Origin of the sequence: Paenibacillus qinlingensis (assembly GCF_013204845.1) — a bacterium.
In the GTDB taxonomy this organism is placed as follows: Bacteria; Bacillota; Bacilli; order Paenibacillales; family NBRC-103111; genus Paenibacillus_E; species Paenibacillus_E qinlingensis.
Genome location: NZ_JABMKY010000003.1, coordinates 84,697 through 105,474, shown reverse-complemented (window position 1 = coordinate 105,474; position 20,778 = coordinate 84,697). Strand labels below are relative to the sequence as shown.

Here is a 20,778-nt window from a genome sequence, read left to right as displayed (position 1 = left end):
TACTCACTTCTTTCCTTTTGTTTTAACCCACTCATCAATCTGCTTCTGCTGCTCCGCATATACTTTTTCTTGACCAACCGATTTCGCCTTTTCGATGTATTTCGGAAGAATCTCATTCGGGTCAAGCGTACCCGTAACAAGTCCAGGTTCAAATTCCTTTTTCACATTGGTGATGGCGGCCATTTCATTCTTCACACTAGACTGATCGAAATTATAGCCTAGCAACCTGGAGGTTTCTGCCTTTTCATTGAACGATTTAAATTTATCCCATTTCGCTGGGTCTTCATTCGCCCAGAGATAATCATTAAACTGATTACCGAACATGTACCCTTGGTTTAGGTTATAACCTGAGGTTTGCGCTGTTACACCTTTCGGGAAATCAATGACATCGTTCTTACCCTCTACCTTGGCATAATGTTTGCCTTCAATTCCAAATGCAAGCATATTCAACAGCTTCTTATCCGTGTAGAGCAAATTCAAAAACATCGCAGCACGTTCTGGGTCCTTGGATGTACGGGAAATAGAGACCATGGAACCAGTTGTGTCACTCGTCGCAATCAGAGGCTGCGTCAAAGGCACTTGCACCCAATCAACACCTATCGATGTGCTGACTTCCGCATCCTTCCCTGGCTTCAACCATTCGAAGAAGGAGAACGCTTTACCTGACTTCAGCCCGCTCATCATGTCGGTCAGCGTGGCAGCGTCTTTATTGACATAACCACCCAGATACCATTTCCGTGCCAAATCCAGTGATTTGCGATATTCCGCTGTTTCAAGCATGTTGACAACCTTAAAGTCCGTCGCATTTCGCATCAGATTTCCATCGAAATTAGCAACATTCAGTGTATATACAACATTGCTGTCTTTATTGATATAAAGCGGAGTTACCTTAGGTTCCTTCTCTTTGATCATCTGGAAAACAGGTTCCAGATCCGACATGGATTTAATTTGTGTAATATCAATCTTATATTTCTCCACTAAGTCCTTGCGCAGCATGATGCCACGTTGACTACCCAACTCCTTATTAACAGGAAGCGAGTAATTCTTGCCGTTAATTTTGGAGCCTTCCAGCAGAGCTGGATTAATAATTTTCTTCGCGTCGGGAGCAAATTTATCAATAAGTGCTGTCATATCAATCAGCGAACCCTGCTGAATTTTGGTCGTAAAGTTATCCCACGCCACTGTCCAAATCAAATCGAACGCATCGCTGGAAGCAAATTTCAAATTCATTTTGTCCTGCCAATCAGCCCAAGCTAACACATTCAATTCGAAAGTAGCATTGATCTTATCTTTTAAGTAATTGCTGATTTCCTCATTCACTAGCTTCAAATCGGCAGGCGCACCCGCTGCTGGAATGTACATGCTGAGTTTGTAAGGCGCAAGTGTTTTCGTTGTCGCTCCTGGTGTCATTTGTGCGGTTGTTGGTGCACTAGATGCTTTGTTGCCTTCACTCGAATTCGATGACGTACAGGCACTGAACAACAGTGACATCGATACTGCTGAAGCCAGTAGAGCTGGAATTGTGCTTCTTCTTGCCATATGAACCCTCCTATTTGTACAAATCATATATGCTAACCGGTTACATTCCGGAACTAGCCTTTAATCGCGCCTACAGTAAGCCCTTTAATGAAATACTTCTGGAACATCGGAAATGCGAGTACAATGGGTCCCATTCCCGTAATACACATAGCCATACGAACGGTCTCATTAGGTAGTTTGGCAATTTCAGATGAAATATTAATACTTCCACTTACTTGGGCATTTGCAGTCAAATACTGTAGGTTCCTCATTACCTTATACATCATATATTGCAAGTTCACGAGGTTATCGTTGTTGATGAACACCAAGCTATTAAACCAATCATTCCAATAACCAATGGTATAAAATAAACCCACCGTCGCAAGCACTGGCAGCGATAAGGGAAGAACGATACTGCGGAATATTTTCATCTCGCTTGCCCCATCTATACTGGCCGACTCGATTAATGAAGGGTGGATCGTCGTTTGAAAAAAGGTTCGCACCATAATGACGAAGAAAGCATTCATGAGATGATTCGGAATAATCAGAGCGAATAACGTATCCTTGATAGGAAACAACTTCGTATATACGAGGTACCAAGGTACCAGCCCGCCACTAAAGATCATCGTAAAAAAGATGAAGAAGGAGAAAAATCCACGAAAGTTGAAATCCATACGCGAGAGTGGGTAGGCGAACATGGCGGTCACCGTTAAACCCAATAAACTGCCTACCAATGTGACGAAAATAGAAATACTATATCCCTTAGCAATATGCGCAGCATCCTGCCACAAATATTGATAGGCGGCAAGACTAAAGGATTCCGGGATTAGCCTGTAACCATGCAGAGCGATGGCATTTTCATCCGAGAAAGAGACGGATAAGACAAGTAGAACTGGTATCAGGCTGAGCACACAATACAGGATAAAAGATACATTCAGTACCATACTTGCCGGTCTCGAGATGCTGTTCGGGTTTCGAGTACGCTGTGTGATCGGAGAAGCAGACGACTTTTTTTTCGTTTCCATAGCAATTGAATTCACGTTGAACCTCCTAGAATAGCGCATGTTCGCGATTTATTTTTCGAACAATGCTGTTCGCAACGACAACAACAACAAATCCTACCATGGATTGATATAAGCCAGCAGCGGAAGCCATTCCGATATCACCCAAATGAAGCAAAGCACGGTATACATACGTATCAATGACATTCGTTGTGCTATACAAGGCACCCGCATCCAACGGTACTTGATAGAATAAGCCGAAATCAGCATTTAGAATATGTCCGACAGCCAGTATCGTTAATATGATCATGATCGGCTTCAGCATCGGAATCGTTATCTTCGTGATTTGCTGCCATTTTGAAGCTCCGTCCATCAGAGCCGCATCATAATATTCACCGTCGATGCCAATAATGGCAGCTAGATAGATAATGCTTCCATAGCCAATATTTTTCCAAAGCTGCACGAGAGGAAGAATGTATGGCCACCATTTAGGCTCACTGTACCAAGCGATAGCCTCGAAGCCTAACGGCTCAAGAATAGCTTTATTGATGAACCCATACTCTTGATTCAGTAAGGAAAATCCAAGGTATCCTACGATGACCGCAGATAAAAAGTAAGGTAGGAATAAGACGCTCTGATACATTTTCGCCATAAATCGGCTTCGAAGCTCGTTAAGCGCAATGGCAACACCAACGCCGAAAATGAGATTTAATACGATAAAGGTTAAATTGTAAAGCAGTGTATTCCGTGTAATTAACCATGCATCTGTCGTTTGGAAGAGGAACTCGAAATTTTTGAACCCCACCCAAGGGCTTCTCAGAATACCATCGGCGTAATTAATGCTCTTAAAGGCAATTAATGTACCGAACATGGGCGCGTAGTTATTAATTAATAAATACAATGTCCCAGGAAGCAGCATCAACAGCAAGAATCGATCTTTGATAACTTTACGAAGAAACAATTTGAAACGTATTGCTTTGTACACGTGTGCCGCCTCTCTCTCCAGTTGAACTTTATATAGCTTAGTTTATCGCTGGAAGAGAATCTGAACTACGAAGTCAAATGACATTATTACTGCTTTTATGACTTGATTGAAATTAAAAAGACCGAAACAGGAAATCCATTCTGCTTCGGCCTTGCGTGATGTGCAGCTCCAAATCAAGAATGACTACCGTTCCCTGAATCGAGGTATAGACTTTGATAGCTCTTCCGATACTCTTGAGGCGTCATACCCGCGACACGTTTAAACATTTTGCTGAAATGAGAGAAATTCTCATAACCCAATTGCTCGCAGATATCACTAATTCGTGTGCGTGATTCAATGAGCAGCACTTTGGCTTGCTTCATTTTCTCAGCAATAATGTAATCCATCATGGATTGACCCGTCTCTTTTTTGAAAATTCGAGATAAATAAGCTGCATTGAGATGAACATAGGCGGCAATTTTCTCACGTGTCACACCATTCAAATCTTCCAAAATATACGCTTTAATCGTCTCAATTAAGGCGAGATTCTCCACGCCGCTCTCCGCCATTTGTCTCATAGCCGCCGAGAATAGTCGTTCCGCCCACGTTTGTAACTGGTTAAGGGAACGTGGTGGATTCTTCTCCTCACCCCGCCTGCCTTCAGGCAATAGCATTTTGACGGGCCAACCCTTTTTATGTGCAGCATGATAAATGAAATTTAGCAAGGAATGGTACACCGCACTAATAATCTCCGCGTCCACATCCGATTCACGAAGTTCCGTAAACAAGGCCTGAAGTCGAGTTGTTAATTCCGTTCGTTTACCGCTCTCGAATAACTTGATCCATTCCTCCCACGCGATGGGAATAGCGAATTGCCGAACATTCATTGGTTTCTGCACCTCGCTATCAACGAGTCGAATGATACTCTGACCAGATACATGCTCATGCTCCTTGTCAATTAACTCATATACCGTTTGCGAAATATTGGAAAGCACCGTAGGTTTGCCAATAAAACAAGATACGGTGCCATACAAATAAAGGGAGCAGGCATGGGCATATGCTTCACAAGCTTTTTCCCATTCCTGCCATGGTAAGCCCCCTTTGTCCTCATTCACATAACATAATACAAGGTTCAACCCGCTTCGATCTTGAATGACGGTTCCGGTTTGACCTCCCAGCAACATCTCGCTAGCTACATTCCGCAGCGCGTAATTCATAATCTCTTCATCGCGAAGTGTAAATTCTTTATGCCAACGTTCCACGCTGATTAATATTGGAACGATTGACGTTGTCAATGTCAGTGCTAATTCGGAGGCGACTAAAGATTGTTGTAGTTCATTTGCATCCATTCGAATTCGCTCGTCCAGTACATCCTGCCAAAACCGTTCGATTAATACAGGCTTCTGCTTTTCCCATATGGATGTATATTTCTGAACATTGTCATTGTAGTGCTGCCATTCTCTCTCTTGCCTAACTTGACTCACTGCCTTTTCCACGACTTTGCGTAAATGATCTCTTTTCACAGGTTTCAGCAGATAATCAAAGCCTCCCAGCTGAATCGCTCTTTGGGCATAGGTAAAGTCTGCATGTCCCGTTAAGAAAATCGTAACCATGGTTGGCTCATAAAGGTTCACCCATTCTTGTAGCTCCAGTCCGTTCATCCCTGGCATTTCAATATCACATATGATGAGGTCAATGTTATGCTGTTGGATAAGCGACATCGCTTCATCTGAATCAGAGGCAGTGTAAATCGTCGTTACCCCCTCAGCTCCCCAATCAATCGCCTTATACAGTGCTTTCACGGTATATTCTTCGTCATCTACCATTAACAGATTAATCATGGGTATCCTCATCTCCTCTTCGTTGCTCGATCGGTACAGTTAGAATCACTACAGCCCCGCCAGAAGTCAGATTCTCAAAAGTGAATCTTGCCCCTTGCCCATATTTCAGTCTCAGCCTCTCTTGCACATTCCAGATTCCTAGATGCTTCACAGAACTGTTACCTGCGTAGCTGCCTTCTTGTAAAGCACGTAAGAGGTCAGTTGGAAATCCAGGACCATTATCGGCTACCCGAATGTCCATGCACATTGGATTCGTATCAGACTGTTTAATTGAGATATCTAATCGAAACACATGCCCTGGCTTTTTCATCCCGTGAACAACCGCATTTTCAACGAAGGGTTGAATACTTAGCGGTGGAAGAGGGATCTCCAAAAGCTTGTCAGAAATCTCACAGGTATAGAACATTTTGCTTGGGAAACGGAGCTTTTGAATTTCTAAATAGTCACGGATATGCACAGTTTCTTCTTCAATGGTCACATATTCTCGACTGCCTCGCATAATAAAGCGAAAATAATCAGCCAGATGCTCGGTCATTTTTTGAACTAATGCATTCTCCTCTAGCTCTGAAAGGCTGTAGATGAGATTGAGTGAATTCAAATAGAAATGCGGATTAATTTGCGCCTGAAGATGCTTATATTCAGCCTCTTTCTTCTTCAGTTGCTCTTCATACACATCCATTTTGAGATATCGTATCTGCGTGACCATTTTATTAAACGTATCCGTTAGAAATACAAATTCCTTGACATTCCCTGCAGCAATTCGAAACTCCAGATTACCGCGCATAATACTGCGCATCCCGTTCATTAATTCTTGGAGCGGTTTCTGCAGCACATTTTTCAGAAATAGGAAATACAAGATGAGTACCAACGTACCTGCAATCGGAATCATATAGATCATGCGTTGGAAAAACGTCAACCTTCGCAACAAATCCTGTTCTGGCAAAATAGCCGCCAATTCAAGTCCCGTTTCCTTCAATGGATACCCGATTAATAAATACGGCACTCCCTCATAACTCATTCGGAATGTCCCATCCCCTAACGGTTCCGAACCTTTGGCGCCTCGAGCGACCGCCATTTGCTCAGCAGGTATGGAACTATCGTTTATCGGTTCTCGGTTAACATCCAACAGCATGGCCATACCTTTATCTCCGAATCGAACATCACCTAACGGGGACAGGAACGTACCTACATTAACTACGGCACCAACAATGAGTTCTGGGCTAATTTTCTCAGTACGATATAAATATCTGTGATCCCCCTGCTTCGTCGACCTCCAGCTTTTGTTCGGATCGTCAGCGGTTTGGAGCATTTCTGTGCGAATCATACGATCCGATTCCGTTAGCAAGTGTTGATCTCTCGTAGCAAAAATGATATCATCCGTCGTTTTGGAGTATACAAAAAAGATATCGACCTCTCGAAATACATCTAAATTATTCGTGAACGATCTCATCGTTCGCTGCTTCGCAAAAAAGTAGTTACTCGAATCTATCGGAAATAGCGAAAGCGTTATCAAATCAGGGTATGAGGTATCACTCGTTATTAACCGGAGTAGATAATATGTCGCTTCCTGAAGTCCGCTATCCATCTGTAAACCGTGTGATTGCAATAAGGTGTAGTTGGTTTTGGACACTTCTTCACGCAGGATCTTCATCCCATAGGCGTTATTGTAATAGAGAAACAGAATGAGCGCTGCAGTAATAACGACAAATCCAAGCAATACTTTAAAAATTAAACTGACTCCGCGCAATCTGAATACCTCCCGCTCTGTACCAAATCCACCATTTGATTACATTTTCCAATAGCATCTTCGTATTTAGTTTATAGCAAATGCTTCCAAATGCAACTGGGAGAATAGGAGAATATTTTCGGTTTAGTTGACAAAAAAAACGTCCACTCCATCGGAGTGAACGTTTCGATTTTAACTCTAAACACTAAGGAAGAACATTTCCTGCGGCACGATAAATCTCATACCATTCTTGACGAGTCAACTGTATATCGCCAGCTTTGGCACAATCGATTAAACGATCCATATTCATTGTCCCTGTAACCGGCTGCATCCGTGCTGGGTGACGAAGAATCCATGCAATCGCTATCGTCGTATTGGAAACCTCGTATTTCGCTGCGATTTCATCAATCTTCAGATTCAACTCTGGGAACTTCTCGTTATCAAGGAATACACCTTCAAAGAACCCATATTGGAAAGGTGACCAAGGCTGAATCGTGATATCGTTCAAACGGCAGAAATCAAGAATGCCGCCATCACGGTCAACCGCGGAATCATTCAGCATATTGACATTGATACCATTCGAAATCATCGTTGCATTGGTGATGCTTAATTGTAATTGATTCGCTACAAGCGGCTGCTTAACCGATTTCTTCAGTAATTGAATTTGCAGAGGCGTCTGATTGGAAACACCGAAATGTCTGACTTTCCCCGAGCTTTCCAGTAGATCAAACGCTTCAGCGACTTCTTCAGGCTCTACCAAAGCATCTGGACGATGTAGAAGCAGGATATCTAAGTAATCCGTTCTGAGCCTTTTCAAAATATTATCAACCGATTCCAAAATATGCTCTTTGGAAAAGTCGAACATCCCTTTTCGAATGCCGCATTTGGATTGCAAAATGATCTTTTCTCGTACATTAGCGTTCATATGAATCGCATCGGCGAAAATTTCCTCACAAGTACCACCACCGTATATATCCGCATGGTCGAAGAAATTAGCTCCGATATCCATCGCACCTTGGACGAACCGTTCAGCTTCAAGCTTGTCCAGCGAGTTAATTCTCATACATCCTACTGCAATAACCGGAACTTCTAAGGGACTGGTTCCAAGCTTCATTGTTTTAATCATCCAATACATCCTCCTTTAAAACTGTTTCAATTCCTACATGCTCCTGATTTACCTCTCCCATTGTCACACATTGCACACTCATATTCAAGATTCGCGGTTCCTGGGAAGTAAGGCCTCCTACCCTAACACTCCGCAAGTCTCTATGTCCCTTGGCGCTTTCGATATTTCACTGGACTCATGCCAAATCTTCCTTTGAACAATTGATGAAAGTAACTCAGATTATAGAAATGGAGATCCATGGCTATATCCATCACGCTTTGGGAACTGTATGCGAGCATATTAGCAGCATAATTCAACCGAAGGCTATTAATAAAGTCCGTAGGCGTCATTTGAAAATACTTCTTAAACTCCCGACATACATGATGATGACTCTTGCCCGACAGTTCTACCATCCGTTCGGGACCCCCTACGAAATTATCTTTCTTAAACATCTCCCCATACACGTTAGTTAGCCACTCTGGTGCGTCGGATTCTCTAGCTTCTGTATATGTGGAGAAATATTGGGTCAAGCTGCCCACCAGAATCGACCTCAAACCTGTCTTGATCCCCTCTTTCTTCCCCACTGGCATCGCGGCGATCCGCTCGAATTGGTGTAGGAACTGTTTCCGCTCTGACTCTGATAGCAAATACAACGGTGGGTAAGGAGAAGCCAACAAGCGTTCTGGTTGATAACCTTTTCCTAGAAAATGAAGCAACGCATTCACGGTATCTACCGAATAAGCAATGTTAATATATTCGCATTCCTCTTCGGAACCGGCTAAACATACATGCACATCATCTGGCCGTATGAAAAGTAAGCTCCCTACAGGTAAATGTTGACTTGTCCCATCTGCAAAAGCATGTTTGAGCGTTCCCTTTAACACGCAATGAAGCTCGTAATATTCATGATTATGCAACATTCGAACATTGTTGCTTGTTTTATGGATGCGATAGTAAGCTTCGATTGCTGGATCAATGACCTGTTCTGCTGTAAAATGTCGGATCTGCATAGGTATAAACTCCCTTCGAAACAATCACGACTCGATATCAAAATAACACATGTTTGACATTCATACAACACAAGTATTTTCGCTTCTAAAATTGTATAGTGGAAAGCATAGATAACTGCTTTAAACCGCCTAGTGAAGGGAATTGAGTACCTATGAAACTTAGTTATAGCACCCTAGCAACACCAGATCTATCCGGTGTAGAGGCTATAAGGCTAGCGAGAATTCATGAGTTTGATGGCATAGACTTGCGCGTTTCTGAAATGTCCGGGGAGCTGACGCTTGATGCCTCGAAGGAGCAGCTGAGAGAGCTGAGCGATACGCTAAATGGTGAGGGTATAGCTTTAGCCAGTCTCTGGGCCTATAACGAATATGGGGGATCGGGTCCTGCCTCGTGGAATCAAATGGAAATGAGCCTGCTACGCCATATTGAGCTTGCGAATAAGCTGGGGGCAACCTCCATGCGAATCGGCCTTGGTAAGAAACCAAAGGATCAATCCGAAGCACTTATTTATCTTGCGCGACTGACCGAGGTGATACAAAAGGTCTTAGGCCAAACTTCGAATCAGTTAACACTGTTAATTCAGAATCACTATAACAATTTAAATATCCAGGAATGCGCCAAAATCATTCAGCATTGTGGGACTTCCAAGCTAGGGCTAATCGTATCTTCAGACCATTGCTGGCTACAAGGTGAAGATCCACAGACCGTTGGACTTGCAGCAACGGGAATAACGAAACAGTTCTATGTCGCTGATATTCAAATCCACGAGAACGGCTATGAAGATGTATTACCAGGGATGGGAGAAATCCCAATGCATGCGTACGTAAGTACACTTGGTGGGCATGATTTCCAAGGTTGGGTAACGTTTAAGTGGGAGAAGCTGTGGCGGCCTTACCTTGCCGACCCTGAAGTTGCGCTTCCTGCCTTCATCTCCTATATGCGAAATCTTATGAACGAATAGCTACAATCGTTGTCAATTTGTTACAGGAGGAAGTCACGTATGAATATCCTATTATCTCTGCACACGGGCAAATTGAAGCAGCAATTCTTCCCTTCACCGCTTCTCAAACAACTTAGAGCACTTGGCAACCTGAGAGAAAATCCACATAGCACCGTCTGTACCCCTGATGAACTAAAGGTGATGTTATATCAAATCGAGGTCTGCATAGTCATGGCATGGCAAGGCGCTCCTCGTTTTACGAAAGAGGTCCTTGACCAAGCCAAGGATCTCAAGCTCATTGTAACGCCAGGAGGAAGTGTCGCCACCTTTCTAACTGAAGCTGTTTATGAAAGGGGGATTGAAGTCTGCAGTGCCAACCGGGTGATGGCGAAGTACGTAGCGGAAGGAACACTCGCCTACATGCAAACTGGCATGCGGCAAATCGTGCAGCGACAAGCTGAAATGAAGCGCGGCATCTGGAATCCCGCACCTTGTCGCAGTCTACTCAATGCTCGAATAGGACTTATTGGCCTCGGAACGGTTGGGCGATTTCTCTTGGAAATGCTTCAACCTTTTAACGTCAAGGTCAAGATCTATGATCCCTATATTACCCAGGAAATGATGGAAACGTATCCGAATGTCACACTTTGCAGCTTGGAAGACACCCTATCCGCTCAAGATATCGTCTCTGTCCACGCTTCCAAAACAGAAGAAACTTGGCATTTATTAAATAAAGAGCGATTAGCGCTTATGAAAGATGGCACTTTGCTTATTAATACAGCTAGAGGCGCTATTATTGATGAGCAAGCGTTGATTGCAGAACTACAAACAGGACGTATTCATGCGGTGTTGGATGTTTTTGAACAAGAGCCGCTCCCCCTGTCCAGTGAGTTAATGGCACTGGATCATGCAGTCCTGATGCCGCATGTTGCAGGTATGGTCGAATTAGAGCGGCTAAGTCTCACCATGGTTGAGGAAATCGCACGTTTCGGGCGGGGAGATGAGCTTCTCTATCGAGTCCCCTTTGAACAGTTTCAACATATGACTAGGTAGTCGCGGTAATGAAAAAGAAGCTGTACCTACGCTACTTCCGTAGGTACAGCTTCTTCTAGCATCTTATTTCAATTGATACCTAGTGAATCTAGTTTCATGTTCCCTTCACGATAGGCAATCGTTACCGTGTGATTTCCACTTGATAAGCCGGTAATCGTTTTCGTTAACGTTTGCCAATTGCTGCTGACAGATGGCGCATACCAAACTACCCAACTGCCATTGTCAATTTTGTACCAGAAAGAATCCGATGCTAAATCTGGGGCAAGTATTGTCGCAGAAAGGGTCGCATTACCCGCAGTTGGACGGTAAAAATTATAAACAGCTTGGCCGGTTGCTGGTGCTGATACTGTGCTGTTTAAACCAGGAGCATGAATATATTTGCCGCTAGGTGCTCCTGCATCATTGACAACTGCCCATGGAGAGAAACCGCTCTGTGACGAAGCCGCTGCAGCTTGGAAGGAATACGTACCAGTCCCTCCTTCATTGATCGTCGTGCCAGGAAATTTCACATCATTGATCGCATTGCCATAACGGATTTCATCCAAATATAGCTTATGATTAATTGGCATTACAGCTCGATAGATACCGCCTTTTATTTCAAACGAAGTGGTACTGCACGCTGTAAATCCTGTCATTCCACTATAATTAACGACATTCGTATACGTGGTTTCAGTTGATAATTTTTTCCACACTTGAGCAATCCCATCTGATCCTGTCGTTATTTTAAATTTGATGACAAAATCGACCCATTTACCTTTAAAACTTGCCAGTGTTCCAATGTTGGTAAATGTTGTAACCGTGCTCGAGTCTTGATTTCCAGTTCCGTGCCTCAGTGCAACTCTTACATTGCCACTGGTATCAACTTCCAATGCAATGTTGGGAGAAGGGTTTATACTGCCGTCATGTTGTTTAATTTGATAGAAAACAAACCAGTCGGATGGCGTAATAAAATCGCTTGGAATATATACACTTAACCCAAGATACTTTGTTGTCTGCCAAATATTATGGTTCAGACCAGGATAGTCACTTCGGTTCAACTCAACATAATTTTCTATTCTGTCTCGATCATAAGGTACACCATTCGTTGAGCTATCACTGGCAATTTCGTATTTAATCGAGTTGGAACCAGCACGTTTTTGAGCCGTTGTTATAGCTGGTGCCAAGTAGGTGCCTTGCTCATATCCCCAATAGGTTAAACCATTATCAGTTACATCATTACCGGCATTTACGGATGCGGCTTCCGCATCAATATAAGCATCAAGCGTTCCGGCCAGCGTTGTATTGGGGGCTAATAATGAACAACAAATGCACATGATACATACAACTAAAACCATGGACAAAAACTTCTTAGCACTTTGTGGTGCTTTCATATTTATCACTCCTCTTTTTTGTGCTACCGCCGCGCTTCTACTCGAGATGCGCATTATTGAAAACGTTTTCAAAACAACCGAACGATTAAATGAGCCATCTTCGGCTCAACTTCATTAAACTCACCTCGTCATATATATAGTTTTACTTTCTAAGTGCTCCTTTCTGTGTAGTATCTATAATGAACATCATGAAATCTTGAGAGTGAGCGAATTGATCACTCACTCCCGATCCTTCATTGATGGAATTCTACTGATTGTACACGCGGTACAGTAGGACGGCAGCTTCTGCTCGAGATGTATGACTTGCTGGATTCAAGCGTTCCCCATCCCCTTCAATCAAACCATTTCGAAGCAGTGCAAAGAGACTGTCCTTCGCATAGTCAGAAAGTGTGGCTGCATCTTGGAAGCGATTGAGTTCTATCGCTTTCGCACCACTCAGATCTTTCCCTGCGATTCTCATCGCTCTCTCCACCATAACCATCATATCTTGTCTAGAAATGAGATCCTTCGGATTCAGCTTGTTACCACCTACACCATTACTAATTCCGAGAGCCTTTGCAATCCCCGCAGCTTCATAGTAATAATCTACCGACGTAACATCATCGAAACTAGCATCGAAATCAGCATTTATTCCCAATGCGCCAACCAGCAGCTGTAAGAAATCCGCTCTTGTCACATAAGCACCAGGTGCAAAGGTTGTTTCTGTTGTGCCATTCACAATTCCTTTGGATGCCAATACCTCAATCTGCGTTTTGGCCCAAGTAAACTGCCCGATATCCGCAAATGTTTTGATGTCAAATGCCACCGCATAGCTACTAAAATGTGTCGTCGTAAAGGTTACTTTACCTGTTCCTGCATGATATTTGCCAGATGGCACCTTATTAATCTTGCCTTCTCCATCTACATACCAAATGACGATATGTTCAGGATGTTTTAGCTCCTCTATTGTCGGTGTGTAAGCCACACTTACCGTAACTGGAGCTTGATTGTTTTTCCATGAAACTAACTTGTCGTCAAGGTAAGCATTCAGTTCCACAACAGGTTTGTTTCCGATTTGCTCCTTCAAATTGGCCTTCCATCCGGAGGTATCTACCTGGCCGATGGAAATCGTAATTAAAGATGCCGTACCGAGATCCTTCGACTTAAACATGTTGTCTGGAATGGTAATTGTTCCAAACGGCGACTCGATGGCAATTTGTCGATCGGACTGTGAATCATTCGGCTTCGTTTCCCGGAACGCTGACCGAGGCAACTCCAGTGCATAATCCTTCGCGCCTGCAACTTCTTTGATAGCCACGGTAACAACTTGGTTTCCTTTACTATCCTTTGGTGCTTGCTCGAAAGCCTTATTTAAAACTGCCGCTTCAATCTGAGTTTGTGCAGTAGCTCCCGCCAGTACCGGCGTGAGTGCTACTTTTCCATTGATTGGCGTTGATGTGGGTGGTGAATTTGGATTTGGACTTGGATTTGGATTTGGATTTGGATCTGGATTTGGATTTGGATCTGGATTTGGATCCGTTACCGGTGTCGTTGGTTTAATAACCTTAACCGTATACTGCTTAACATTCGAGCCATCCTTTGAAGTTACCTTAATGGGTATCACATTCTCTCCCTCATGTAAGGCAATCGGTGCAGACGCTATTTGATTAGCAGTCGCTATGTTATTAATCTCCAAGGTCGCTAAACTCTGCTCTAAAGTCGCAGTAATCGTAGTATTTGTAGTTGAGGACGCGACGTTGACTTGATACGCAGTTTTCTCAGGATCAAATCCTGTTATTCGGTTCCCACCGACAGATAACGCACTGAGATATGCAATTTGATCTTGAAGGTTCCCTACTGTAAAAGTCTTATTCAATAAGCTTGTGACTCCCTCACCGCTTACCGTTACATGGTATACACCATCTTGTGCGTTCGCCGTTAACGAATTCACAAAACGGAAGTCGCCGTTGGAACCACTCATTATTTCATCAACGATGACAACCGAATTACTTGGATCTAACACTGTCAATGTAACCGACTTTCCACTACCAGATGAAAGGTTCCCTTCTACCGTTATATTTCTTGAATCTGCATCATAAGTAACCGTTGTAGTTGCAATCGTTGCAGCCAAAGAACTGATTGGTAAAAGAGCCAGGCTCATTGAAAGAATCATCATAAATATCAGTACTCTTTTCATCGTGCTCCTCCTTTATTCCGTTCCTGTTTGTTAGCATCAGCAGTAGGCAACTACTGTAATTAACCTACTGCTGACATTCGAGCATTCTGATTAGTTTAAGGTACGATATTCACGTATAGTCGAACATAACCAGCACCCTTTTCTTTTGTTGCAATAAGGGGATCTAAACCTTGCACCGTTCCAGTAAAAACAAAAGTTACTTTGGTTTTGCCAGCAGCAATGAATTGATTGATAAAGCTTGTAACGTCAAGACTTAGTACAGTCCAGTCGGTATTAGCTGCAACAACATATTGACCTATCGATGGTGAAGCGATTGCGCTGGTAATAGCGGTGGAAACGGCAGCATAGTTCACGGTTGTTTCCGCCCATGAAGACGTGTCGCTGCTGTCAAATGCATAGACAACTGATGTGACTCCCGGAGTTGATGTACCTTGTGACACCTTAATTCTTTGGTTTAATATGGCCGAGCTTACTGTGCCAGTGATACCAGTCAAATCAAATTGCTGTAGTACATATTGCGTGTCGCTGCCGTACTTTGCCCCAATTTGTTGCAAAGTAGCATCAGCTACCGTAGTAGCGTTGGTTTTATTGACAAAATTATCATCCGTCGGTTTCAAATTATGAATAACATTCACTTTATAAGTCCTAATGGTAATTCCGTCTTCAGCAGTTACTTTAATAATGCCAAAGCCTCCGCTATTGATGACCACTTGTGCATTAGGATCCGTTGCCGTTGCCGTAAATACGGGGAACGGATTAGATACCGGTGTACCTGTAGACCCATAGGTGTACGAATAAACCGTTGTTGCAGGTGCAAACCCTGAAACCATCGTTCCATCTACTTTCAAATCTTTCAATGAAGCATCTGTTGACCTTACATAATCCAGCAAAATGGAATAACTTTTCGTCTGTAATCCATCTTCCGATGTAACATCAACTGTCGCGGTTCCTGGTAGAACCGTAGGCAAAGTCACAACGGCATTGGCGTTGATATCCGTCTTCGTAACGGTAAGCGTCGGAATCGCTTTAGAAGGCAAAGTAACCGAATAGCTTAACGTGTCTTTATTAAAACCAGCTACCGTAACATTATTAATCTTCATATCACTAAGTGTGGCAGCTGTCCCCATTAGCTTGCTGATTGACACTGAGTACGTTTCTTGGGTATGACCATCTTCAGCCGTAACCACGACCGTTGCGGTTCCTGGTACACTTGTTGCTTGCGTGATGACAGTTGTGGCCAAGTTATGCGTCGTTGTAGCCGATAATACAGGTGGTGTCGTGTTTCCTTGTGTGAATGTGTAAGCATTTGTATGGCTTGCGAAACCAGCCAAATCCTGATTATTAATTTTCAATCCGCTCAACGTCGCATCATGAGAAATAACTTTGGGAAATACAACTGCGCTTGTTAGGGGTCTGTTTAATTCATCCCAGACGAAAATACGTACGGCGTGATCTTGAATATCCGCTGGCGTTATAATCTCAAGTGAAACATCTTTCACTTGATCCTTCTGCAGCGTGTCTTCAACTTGCCCAATTGCTAGTATTTCATTATTTTTGTACAGCGCATACATCAGCTTTACTTTCGCAGAATCTACATTGCCTGCTACAGCAGCATGCACAGTAAAGCTGCTATTTGCAGGTATCGCGGAAATCTCATGGTTTAATTCATCTTTGAAGGTTATGGCGCCTACAGAAACGGAATGTTCCGCTACCACCGTTCTAGCATCACTCGCATAGATGACGGCTTCGGCCAAAGAGTTAAAACCATTATTCGGAACAGTCGTAGAAGCTGTATTCCCGTTACATACAATCCTTACATATCTTCCTTGCACTGGTGCAAAGTAGACATCTTCAATGTTTAGCGTCGTACCACTGCTTTTCCCATCAAACACAGTCGTCCAATTCTCTTCATCTTCGGAGATCTTAATTTGAAAGATCTCTTGTCTTATATCTCCTCTCCACCATGCACCTCCGAAGCCGCTAACCGTTTTCGTTACACCTAGATCAAATTGAATCCATTGATCCACACCTTGCTGTGTCCAATAGGTATTGAAGTTTCCATCATATGCTTTCGTTGTTTCACTATCCGTAATATCCGTGCTTTTAGCTTTCACACCAACGATAGGTGATATAGCTGAATAGAGGGTCACTTCGGAAATGGCCGTATTATGAATCGTTCCATACGGCGACAGAAACCCATGTCCAACAATTCGGATATATCTGGTAATGGTATTATCAAATACCGTACTCTCCATTTGGCTCGTTGTACCAGAGCTCATCCCATCAAATTGAGTGACCCAGTTCTGGCCATCTGATGATGTCTGAACCTCATAGATCGCTCTTCTTTCATTGCCTTTATACCAGGCAATCCCAATTTTACTTATGGGCTTTAAAGACCCCAGATCGTACGTAATTGTTGCGTTATCTCCGGGAGCTGACCAAATGCTGGAAGCGTCTAGATCTATCGTATTCTCACCGTTATATTGTCCACCATCGCTAACCGTAACGGCAATAAGACCGTTATTATCGACAGGACGTATCGATTTGATATTAAAACTTACATAATACTCATCCCAATCAGCCGTTCCCCATCCCGATTGCTTAATGAGATCCGTAGGGACGTAGAATGCGTCATCCAAAATCACAACATTTTGAGTTAATTGATGGGATACACCATTCTTAGTTATTTCTTTACTATCGGCATTCAACGTAATTGCTTTACCCAACTTGATAATTGTAGCGGTTCTGGCTGCCACATCCTCATTCACTCTGGCACCTAGTTTTTCCATCACATTTTTCAGTGGAAGCATAGGGATACCATTGATGCGCTTTGGAGCTGGTGTAATTGCTGTCTTAACACCGTCGATGTTTAATCCGATTTTTTCAACAACGATGGCGTCATCATCACTAACTGCTGCAGCGAGTGGTAATGTCAATTGAGCAGAATGAGTTAATGTGTACGTACCTGGTGCCCCTTTATAATAAATAGTCCCATTCTCTTGCGTGACTTCATATTGTGTAGTTGCCGTGACGCCATCTTTCTCTACTTTCCAGTAGCCGGGCGCCAAATCTGTTACGAGATAATAGAGATTGCTCTCATTCCCAGTAACTTGAAATTGAAAAGAACCCGATAACTGCTGACTTTCTTTGCCAAACGTTACAACGCGATCTGAAATTTTAGCTCCAATAATTTTATCACTTGTAACGGGTTCCGTTAGGAGCGGGGCTTTCACTTCGTCATTATCCATGACCTGCATAACATTCAAGAATTCATTCGTAGCAGCAGGCGTTTTCGGAGAGAGTTCAATACGCCAGGAACCCGATTCATCCGAATTGCCACTAGCTATAGGTTCTGGGTAGTTAATGCCATTGAAGCTATAACGGAAATTAGCACCACCGACCTTAGTAATATCGGTATTTCCTTGCACAGGCAGCAACGTCGTATTGACCATCTTGCCGTTGTAGTTGCCATTCCCGTTCCTAATCGTTTGCGTATTGCCTGATATTTCAGGCTCATTTACGCTGTGCAGCAGCCAAGTCTTTTTAAAAGTAGGATCGCTGGCTGTTAATTTGTCATACACGATCAAGGCACCAGGATAAGTTGAATCCTTCATATTGAGGAATACCATGGAACGTTTATAATCGGACACTTTGCTTGTATAAGCTTTCGTAATATCTCCTTTGATGTAAGTAAAATCTGGCTTCACTGCATCCGTTCCAATCGCTTGATGCAAAACCTTCCCAACCTCATAACCTTTGCTAGGGTCTTTCAACTCTTCTATTGTACTAGGCTCGTTATAACTGTTAGGGAATCTTTGTCCACCATCGTTTATGACGTCTGTATTATCGGATGTCTTTTTACTTCCGTATAAAAGAAACTCTTCACTCGGGTCATAGACTAGCATGGCATTGTGCGCTATCGTTCGCTTATTATAATTGCCATCATGGTTGCCCGCGAATTTACCACCAGTACCTTGATAAACACCGCTATCGATAGCGAGTGCACCTTTGTAATAGAGTTGAAAGCTTCCTGCTTCCAAGTGCTGATGATTGACAAAGTTATAATTGCTAATATTCATACTAGCGACAACTGTATTGGAATTAAAACCTGTTCCCCAGCCTGTTCTCGCTACCATCTGACCCATTGGCTCTCCAAAGTACTTAGATGGTGGAAGTGAAGCAACACTCTCACTTTGTTGATCTGGATTGTCGAACAATACCATCCAGGTATCTTCAACGATATTATTATTGTAGTCATACTCTTTCTTAAATTCGGATCTCAGATACGGGTCATTATAATAACTAGCTGCATAAAATAACGATGGAGAAACACTCCAGTATGTACCTACGCTTGTGTAATTTTGAGTATAGGAATCTCCGTTTCTCAATAGCTGACCATCAGGCCTTCTCGTATACAACGATTGGTAAGGCACATATTGCTGCTCTGCTGAGAACACATTCCCAGCTCCCATACGTTTGAATATATAGGAAGCAAACATATCCCATTGGAAACGATACGGACCATACGAATCCCCTTGAGAGTAACTATTAGATTGATACAAGAAATCTCTTGCCGGCACGAATTCTTTGAAAAATCTACCCGCTGCAATATTGTAAATGTTCGGGTTTTCATCATAAGCAGCCACACCGAAACCGATCATATCACGCATGAGCTGCGCCTCGGAGCCATGACCTACAACCGCTCCTTGACCGAGTGGTGGATACCCAATCTCCATATTGCGTGCGATACGATCCATATTTAAGCGAAAATTAAGACGCTGCTCATTCGTCATGATTGGATAGCACCAATCATAAACCATGGCTGCCGTAATAATGACTTGCCCCATCGCTCTAGTCGAATCACCGACAATAGGTATCATGGCCGTATTGATATAGTTATTCATAATACTTATCGCTTTCTGTCCTGCCGCCTGATTACCGTCAAGTAAATATAAGAGAGCATTGGCCTCAATGACTTTACGCTGTGAATCATCGTAGTTGGATTGTCCTGAAGCTGGAGGATTTAATAACCCCGTCACATTCATCGCTGCCGTCGTGTTAACTCGGCTCCATACTTTCACCAATTCACCTTTGGTTAAGTTAGCCTTAATCGTTGGAATATCACTGCTTCGCACAAATAGACGAGGATGCTCGTTAGCCGGTGGTGTTATGGTTGGAGTAGGAAAGGGATTGGGATAGATGTTTTCCTGAATGATGCTGTCTGCGACATTCACGCCCATGCCCGTTGGTGTATATAACAAATTACCCGTCACGACAAAGCGATCAATTTTGAAATTATTCTCGCGATATTTGATTTTTAACGCATGTGCCCCCTGCGTAAATTGTAGGGTGTCCATTTTAATCCATTGCCACTCTGGTTTTACGACAGTCATGCTTTTTAACGCATAAGCTGATTGATCGTAAGCGAAATAATAGGAGTCATTACCTCCATCCGTAGAGTAAACTCTCGCCCAAATGGCATAACTTGCAGCCGAAGGAAGATTGATTGAAATTAGTGCATCCGGGGAGTCTGTGTTGGCGGGAGCCGCAGCAGGTGAGGGGTTATTCTTTGACGTAATATAGCTTCCGGCCGCAGTTGCATCATCATTATAGATGCCCATATTCCCAGTAATCACCCCATCTTCTGCCTCAATAATAACATCTGGGTTGAAGGTTGCTGCAACAGCTTGAACCTGAGGGGGCCATGTGATTATGGATGTAAAGAGTATTAAACAAACTAGGACAGATGAGAACACTCGTTGAAAACGTTTCTTTAACATTAACCATACCTCCTATTACCGTTTTTTAGTAAGCGCTTTAATTAGGTGGTTTAACAATTTTCTTTTTTTTAAAAAAGGCACTATCTTAACATTTTTCTCGCTAACCGGGTAACGCTCTATACGACTTCCCCTTTCATATGTGATAAAGATGACTCATTTCATACTCATAATAATGATGTCATACCCTGTTGTATACTTCACTAACCCTCGAAAACACTCCACTTTTTGGCTGTTTGACGCTATACTAATTTGTTTAATGGTATAATTTTTACAAAATGTATGTTAAATATGAA

At 43.0% G+C, this 20,778-nt stretch carries 12 protein-coding genes; 2 read left to right on the top strand and 10 right to left on the bottom strand.

Annotated elements, in window-relative coordinates:
- Positions 1-3: 3 nt before the first annotated feature.
- The 7 genes from HQN88_RS07225 to HQN88_RS07195 form a co-directional block, all read right to left on the bottom strand.
- Positions 4-1,539, bottom strand: coding sequence for an ABC transporter substrate-binding protein (locus HQN88_RS07225; protein ID WP_173109588.1), 1,536 nt, complete (start codon positions 1,537-1,539; stop codon positions 4-6).
- Between the two features lie 53 nt (positions 1,540-1,592).
- Complete coding sequence (locus HQN88_RS07220; RefSeq protein WP_274318776.1) at positions 1,593-2,558, bottom strand: carbohydrate ABC transporter permease; 966 nt, start codon at positions 2,556-2,558, stop codon at positions 1,593-1,595.
- A gap of 10 nt (positions 2,559-2,568) precedes the next feature.
- Positions 2,569-3,504, bottom strand: coding sequence for an ABC transporter permease (locus HQN88_RS07215; protein WP_337995167.1), 936 nt, complete (start codon positions 3,502-3,504; stop codon positions 2,569-2,571).
- Positions 3,505-3,677: 173 nt separating this feature from the next.
- On the bottom strand, positions 3,678-5,324 hold the full coding sequence (locus tag HQN88_RS07210; RefSeq protein ID WP_173109586.1) for a response regulator transcription factor: 1,647 nt from the start codon (positions 5,322-5,324) through the stop codon (positions 3,678-3,680).
- Entirely contained in the window at positions 5,317-7,071 is a 1,755-nt protein-coding gene (locus HQN88_RS07205) for a sensor histidine kinase (RefSeq protein ID WP_173109584.1), read from the bottom strand. Before HQN88_RS07205 ends, HQN88_RS07210 begins: the two co-directional genes overlap by 8 nt.
- Before the next feature lie 184 nt (positions 7,072-7,255).
- Positions 7,256-8,173, bottom strand: coding sequence for an aldo/keto reductase (locus tag HQN88_RS07200; protein WP_173110431.1), 918 nt, complete (start codon positions 8,171-8,173; stop codon positions 7,256-7,258).
- Between the two features lie 143 nt (positions 8,174-8,316).
- Positions 8,317-9,165, bottom strand: coding sequence for a helix-turn-helix domain-containing protein (locus HQN88_RS07195; protein WP_173109582.1), 849 nt, complete (start codon positions 9,163-9,165; stop codon positions 8,317-8,319).
- A 152-nt stretch (positions 9,166-9,317) separates the two neighbouring features.
- On the opposite strand from HQN88_RS07195, the gene HQN88_RS07190 reads away from it, so the two are divergent.
- Both HQN88_RS07190 and HQN88_RS07185 read left to right on the top strand, forming a co-directional pair.
- A complete protein-coding gene (locus HQN88_RS07190; RefSeq protein WP_173109580.1) occupies positions 9,318-10,127 on the top strand; it encodes a sugar phosphate isomerase/epimerase family protein in 810 nt (269 codons plus the stop codon).
- Between the two features lie 39 nt (positions 10,128-10,166).
- Positions 10,167-11,159, top strand: coding sequence for a hydroxyacid dehydrogenase (locus HQN88_RS07185; RefSeq protein WP_173109578.1), 993 nt, complete (start codon positions 10,167-10,169; stop codon positions 11,157-11,159).
- A gap of 68 nt (positions 11,160-11,227) precedes the next feature.
- On the opposite strand, the gene HQN88_RS07180 is transcribed toward HQN88_RS07185, so the two are convergent.
- The 3 genes from HQN88_RS07180 to hepB form a co-directional block, all read right to left on the bottom strand.
- On the bottom strand, positions 11,228-12,529 hold the full coding sequence (locus tag HQN88_RS07180) for a heparin lyase I family protein (RefSeq protein ID WP_173109576.1): 1,302 nt from the start codon (positions 12,527-12,529) through the stop codon (positions 11,228-11,230).
- A gap of 247 nt (positions 12,530-12,776) precedes the next feature.
- Positions 12,777-14,705: an S-layer homology domain-containing protein gene (locus HQN88_RS07175; RefSeq protein ID WP_173109570.1), complete on the bottom strand. Its 1,929-nt coding sequence runs from the start codon at positions 14,703-14,705 to the stop codon at positions 12,777-12,779.
- A gap of 95 nt (positions 14,706-14,800) precedes the next feature.
- Positions 14,801-20,485, bottom strand: coding sequence for a heparin/heparin-sulfate lyase HepB (gene hepB, locus HQN88_RS07170; protein WP_173109569.1), 5,685 nt, complete (start codon positions 20,483-20,485; stop codon positions 14,801-14,803).
- Positions 20,486-20,778: the final 293 nt, after the last annotated feature.

Coding starts and splice junctions, on each gene's coding strand:
- HQN88_RS07225 (WP_173109588.1), bottom strand. CDS start 1,539: ATGGCAAGAAGAAGCACAATTCCAGCTCTACTGGCTTCAGCAGTATCG.
- HQN88_RS07210 (WP_173109586.1), bottom strand. CDS start 5,324: ATGATTAATCTGTTAATGGTAGATGACGAAGAATATACCGTGAAAGCA.
- HQN88_RS07195 (WP_173109582.1), bottom strand. CDS start 9,165: ATGCAGATCCGACATTTTACAGCAGAACAGGTCATTGATCCAGCAATC.
- HQN88_RS07190 (WP_173109580.1), top strand. CDS start 9,318: ATGAAACTTAGTTATAGCACCCTAGCAACACCAGATCTATCCGGTGTA.
- HQN88_RS07185 (WP_173109578.1), top strand. CDS start 10,167: ATGAATATCCTATTATCTCTGCACACGGGCAAATTGAAGCAGCAATTC.
- HQN88_RS07180 (WP_173109576.1), bottom strand. CDS start 12,529: ATGAAAGCACCACAAAGTGCTAAGAAGTTTTTGTCCATGGTTTTAGTT.
- HQN88_RS07175 (WP_173109570.1), bottom strand. CDS start 14,705: ATGAAAAGAGTACTGATATTTATGATGATTCTTTCAATGAGCCTGGCT.
- hepB (WP_173109569.1), bottom strand. CDS start 20,485: ATGTTAAAGAAACGTTTTCAACGAGTGTTCTCATCTGTCCTAGTTTGT.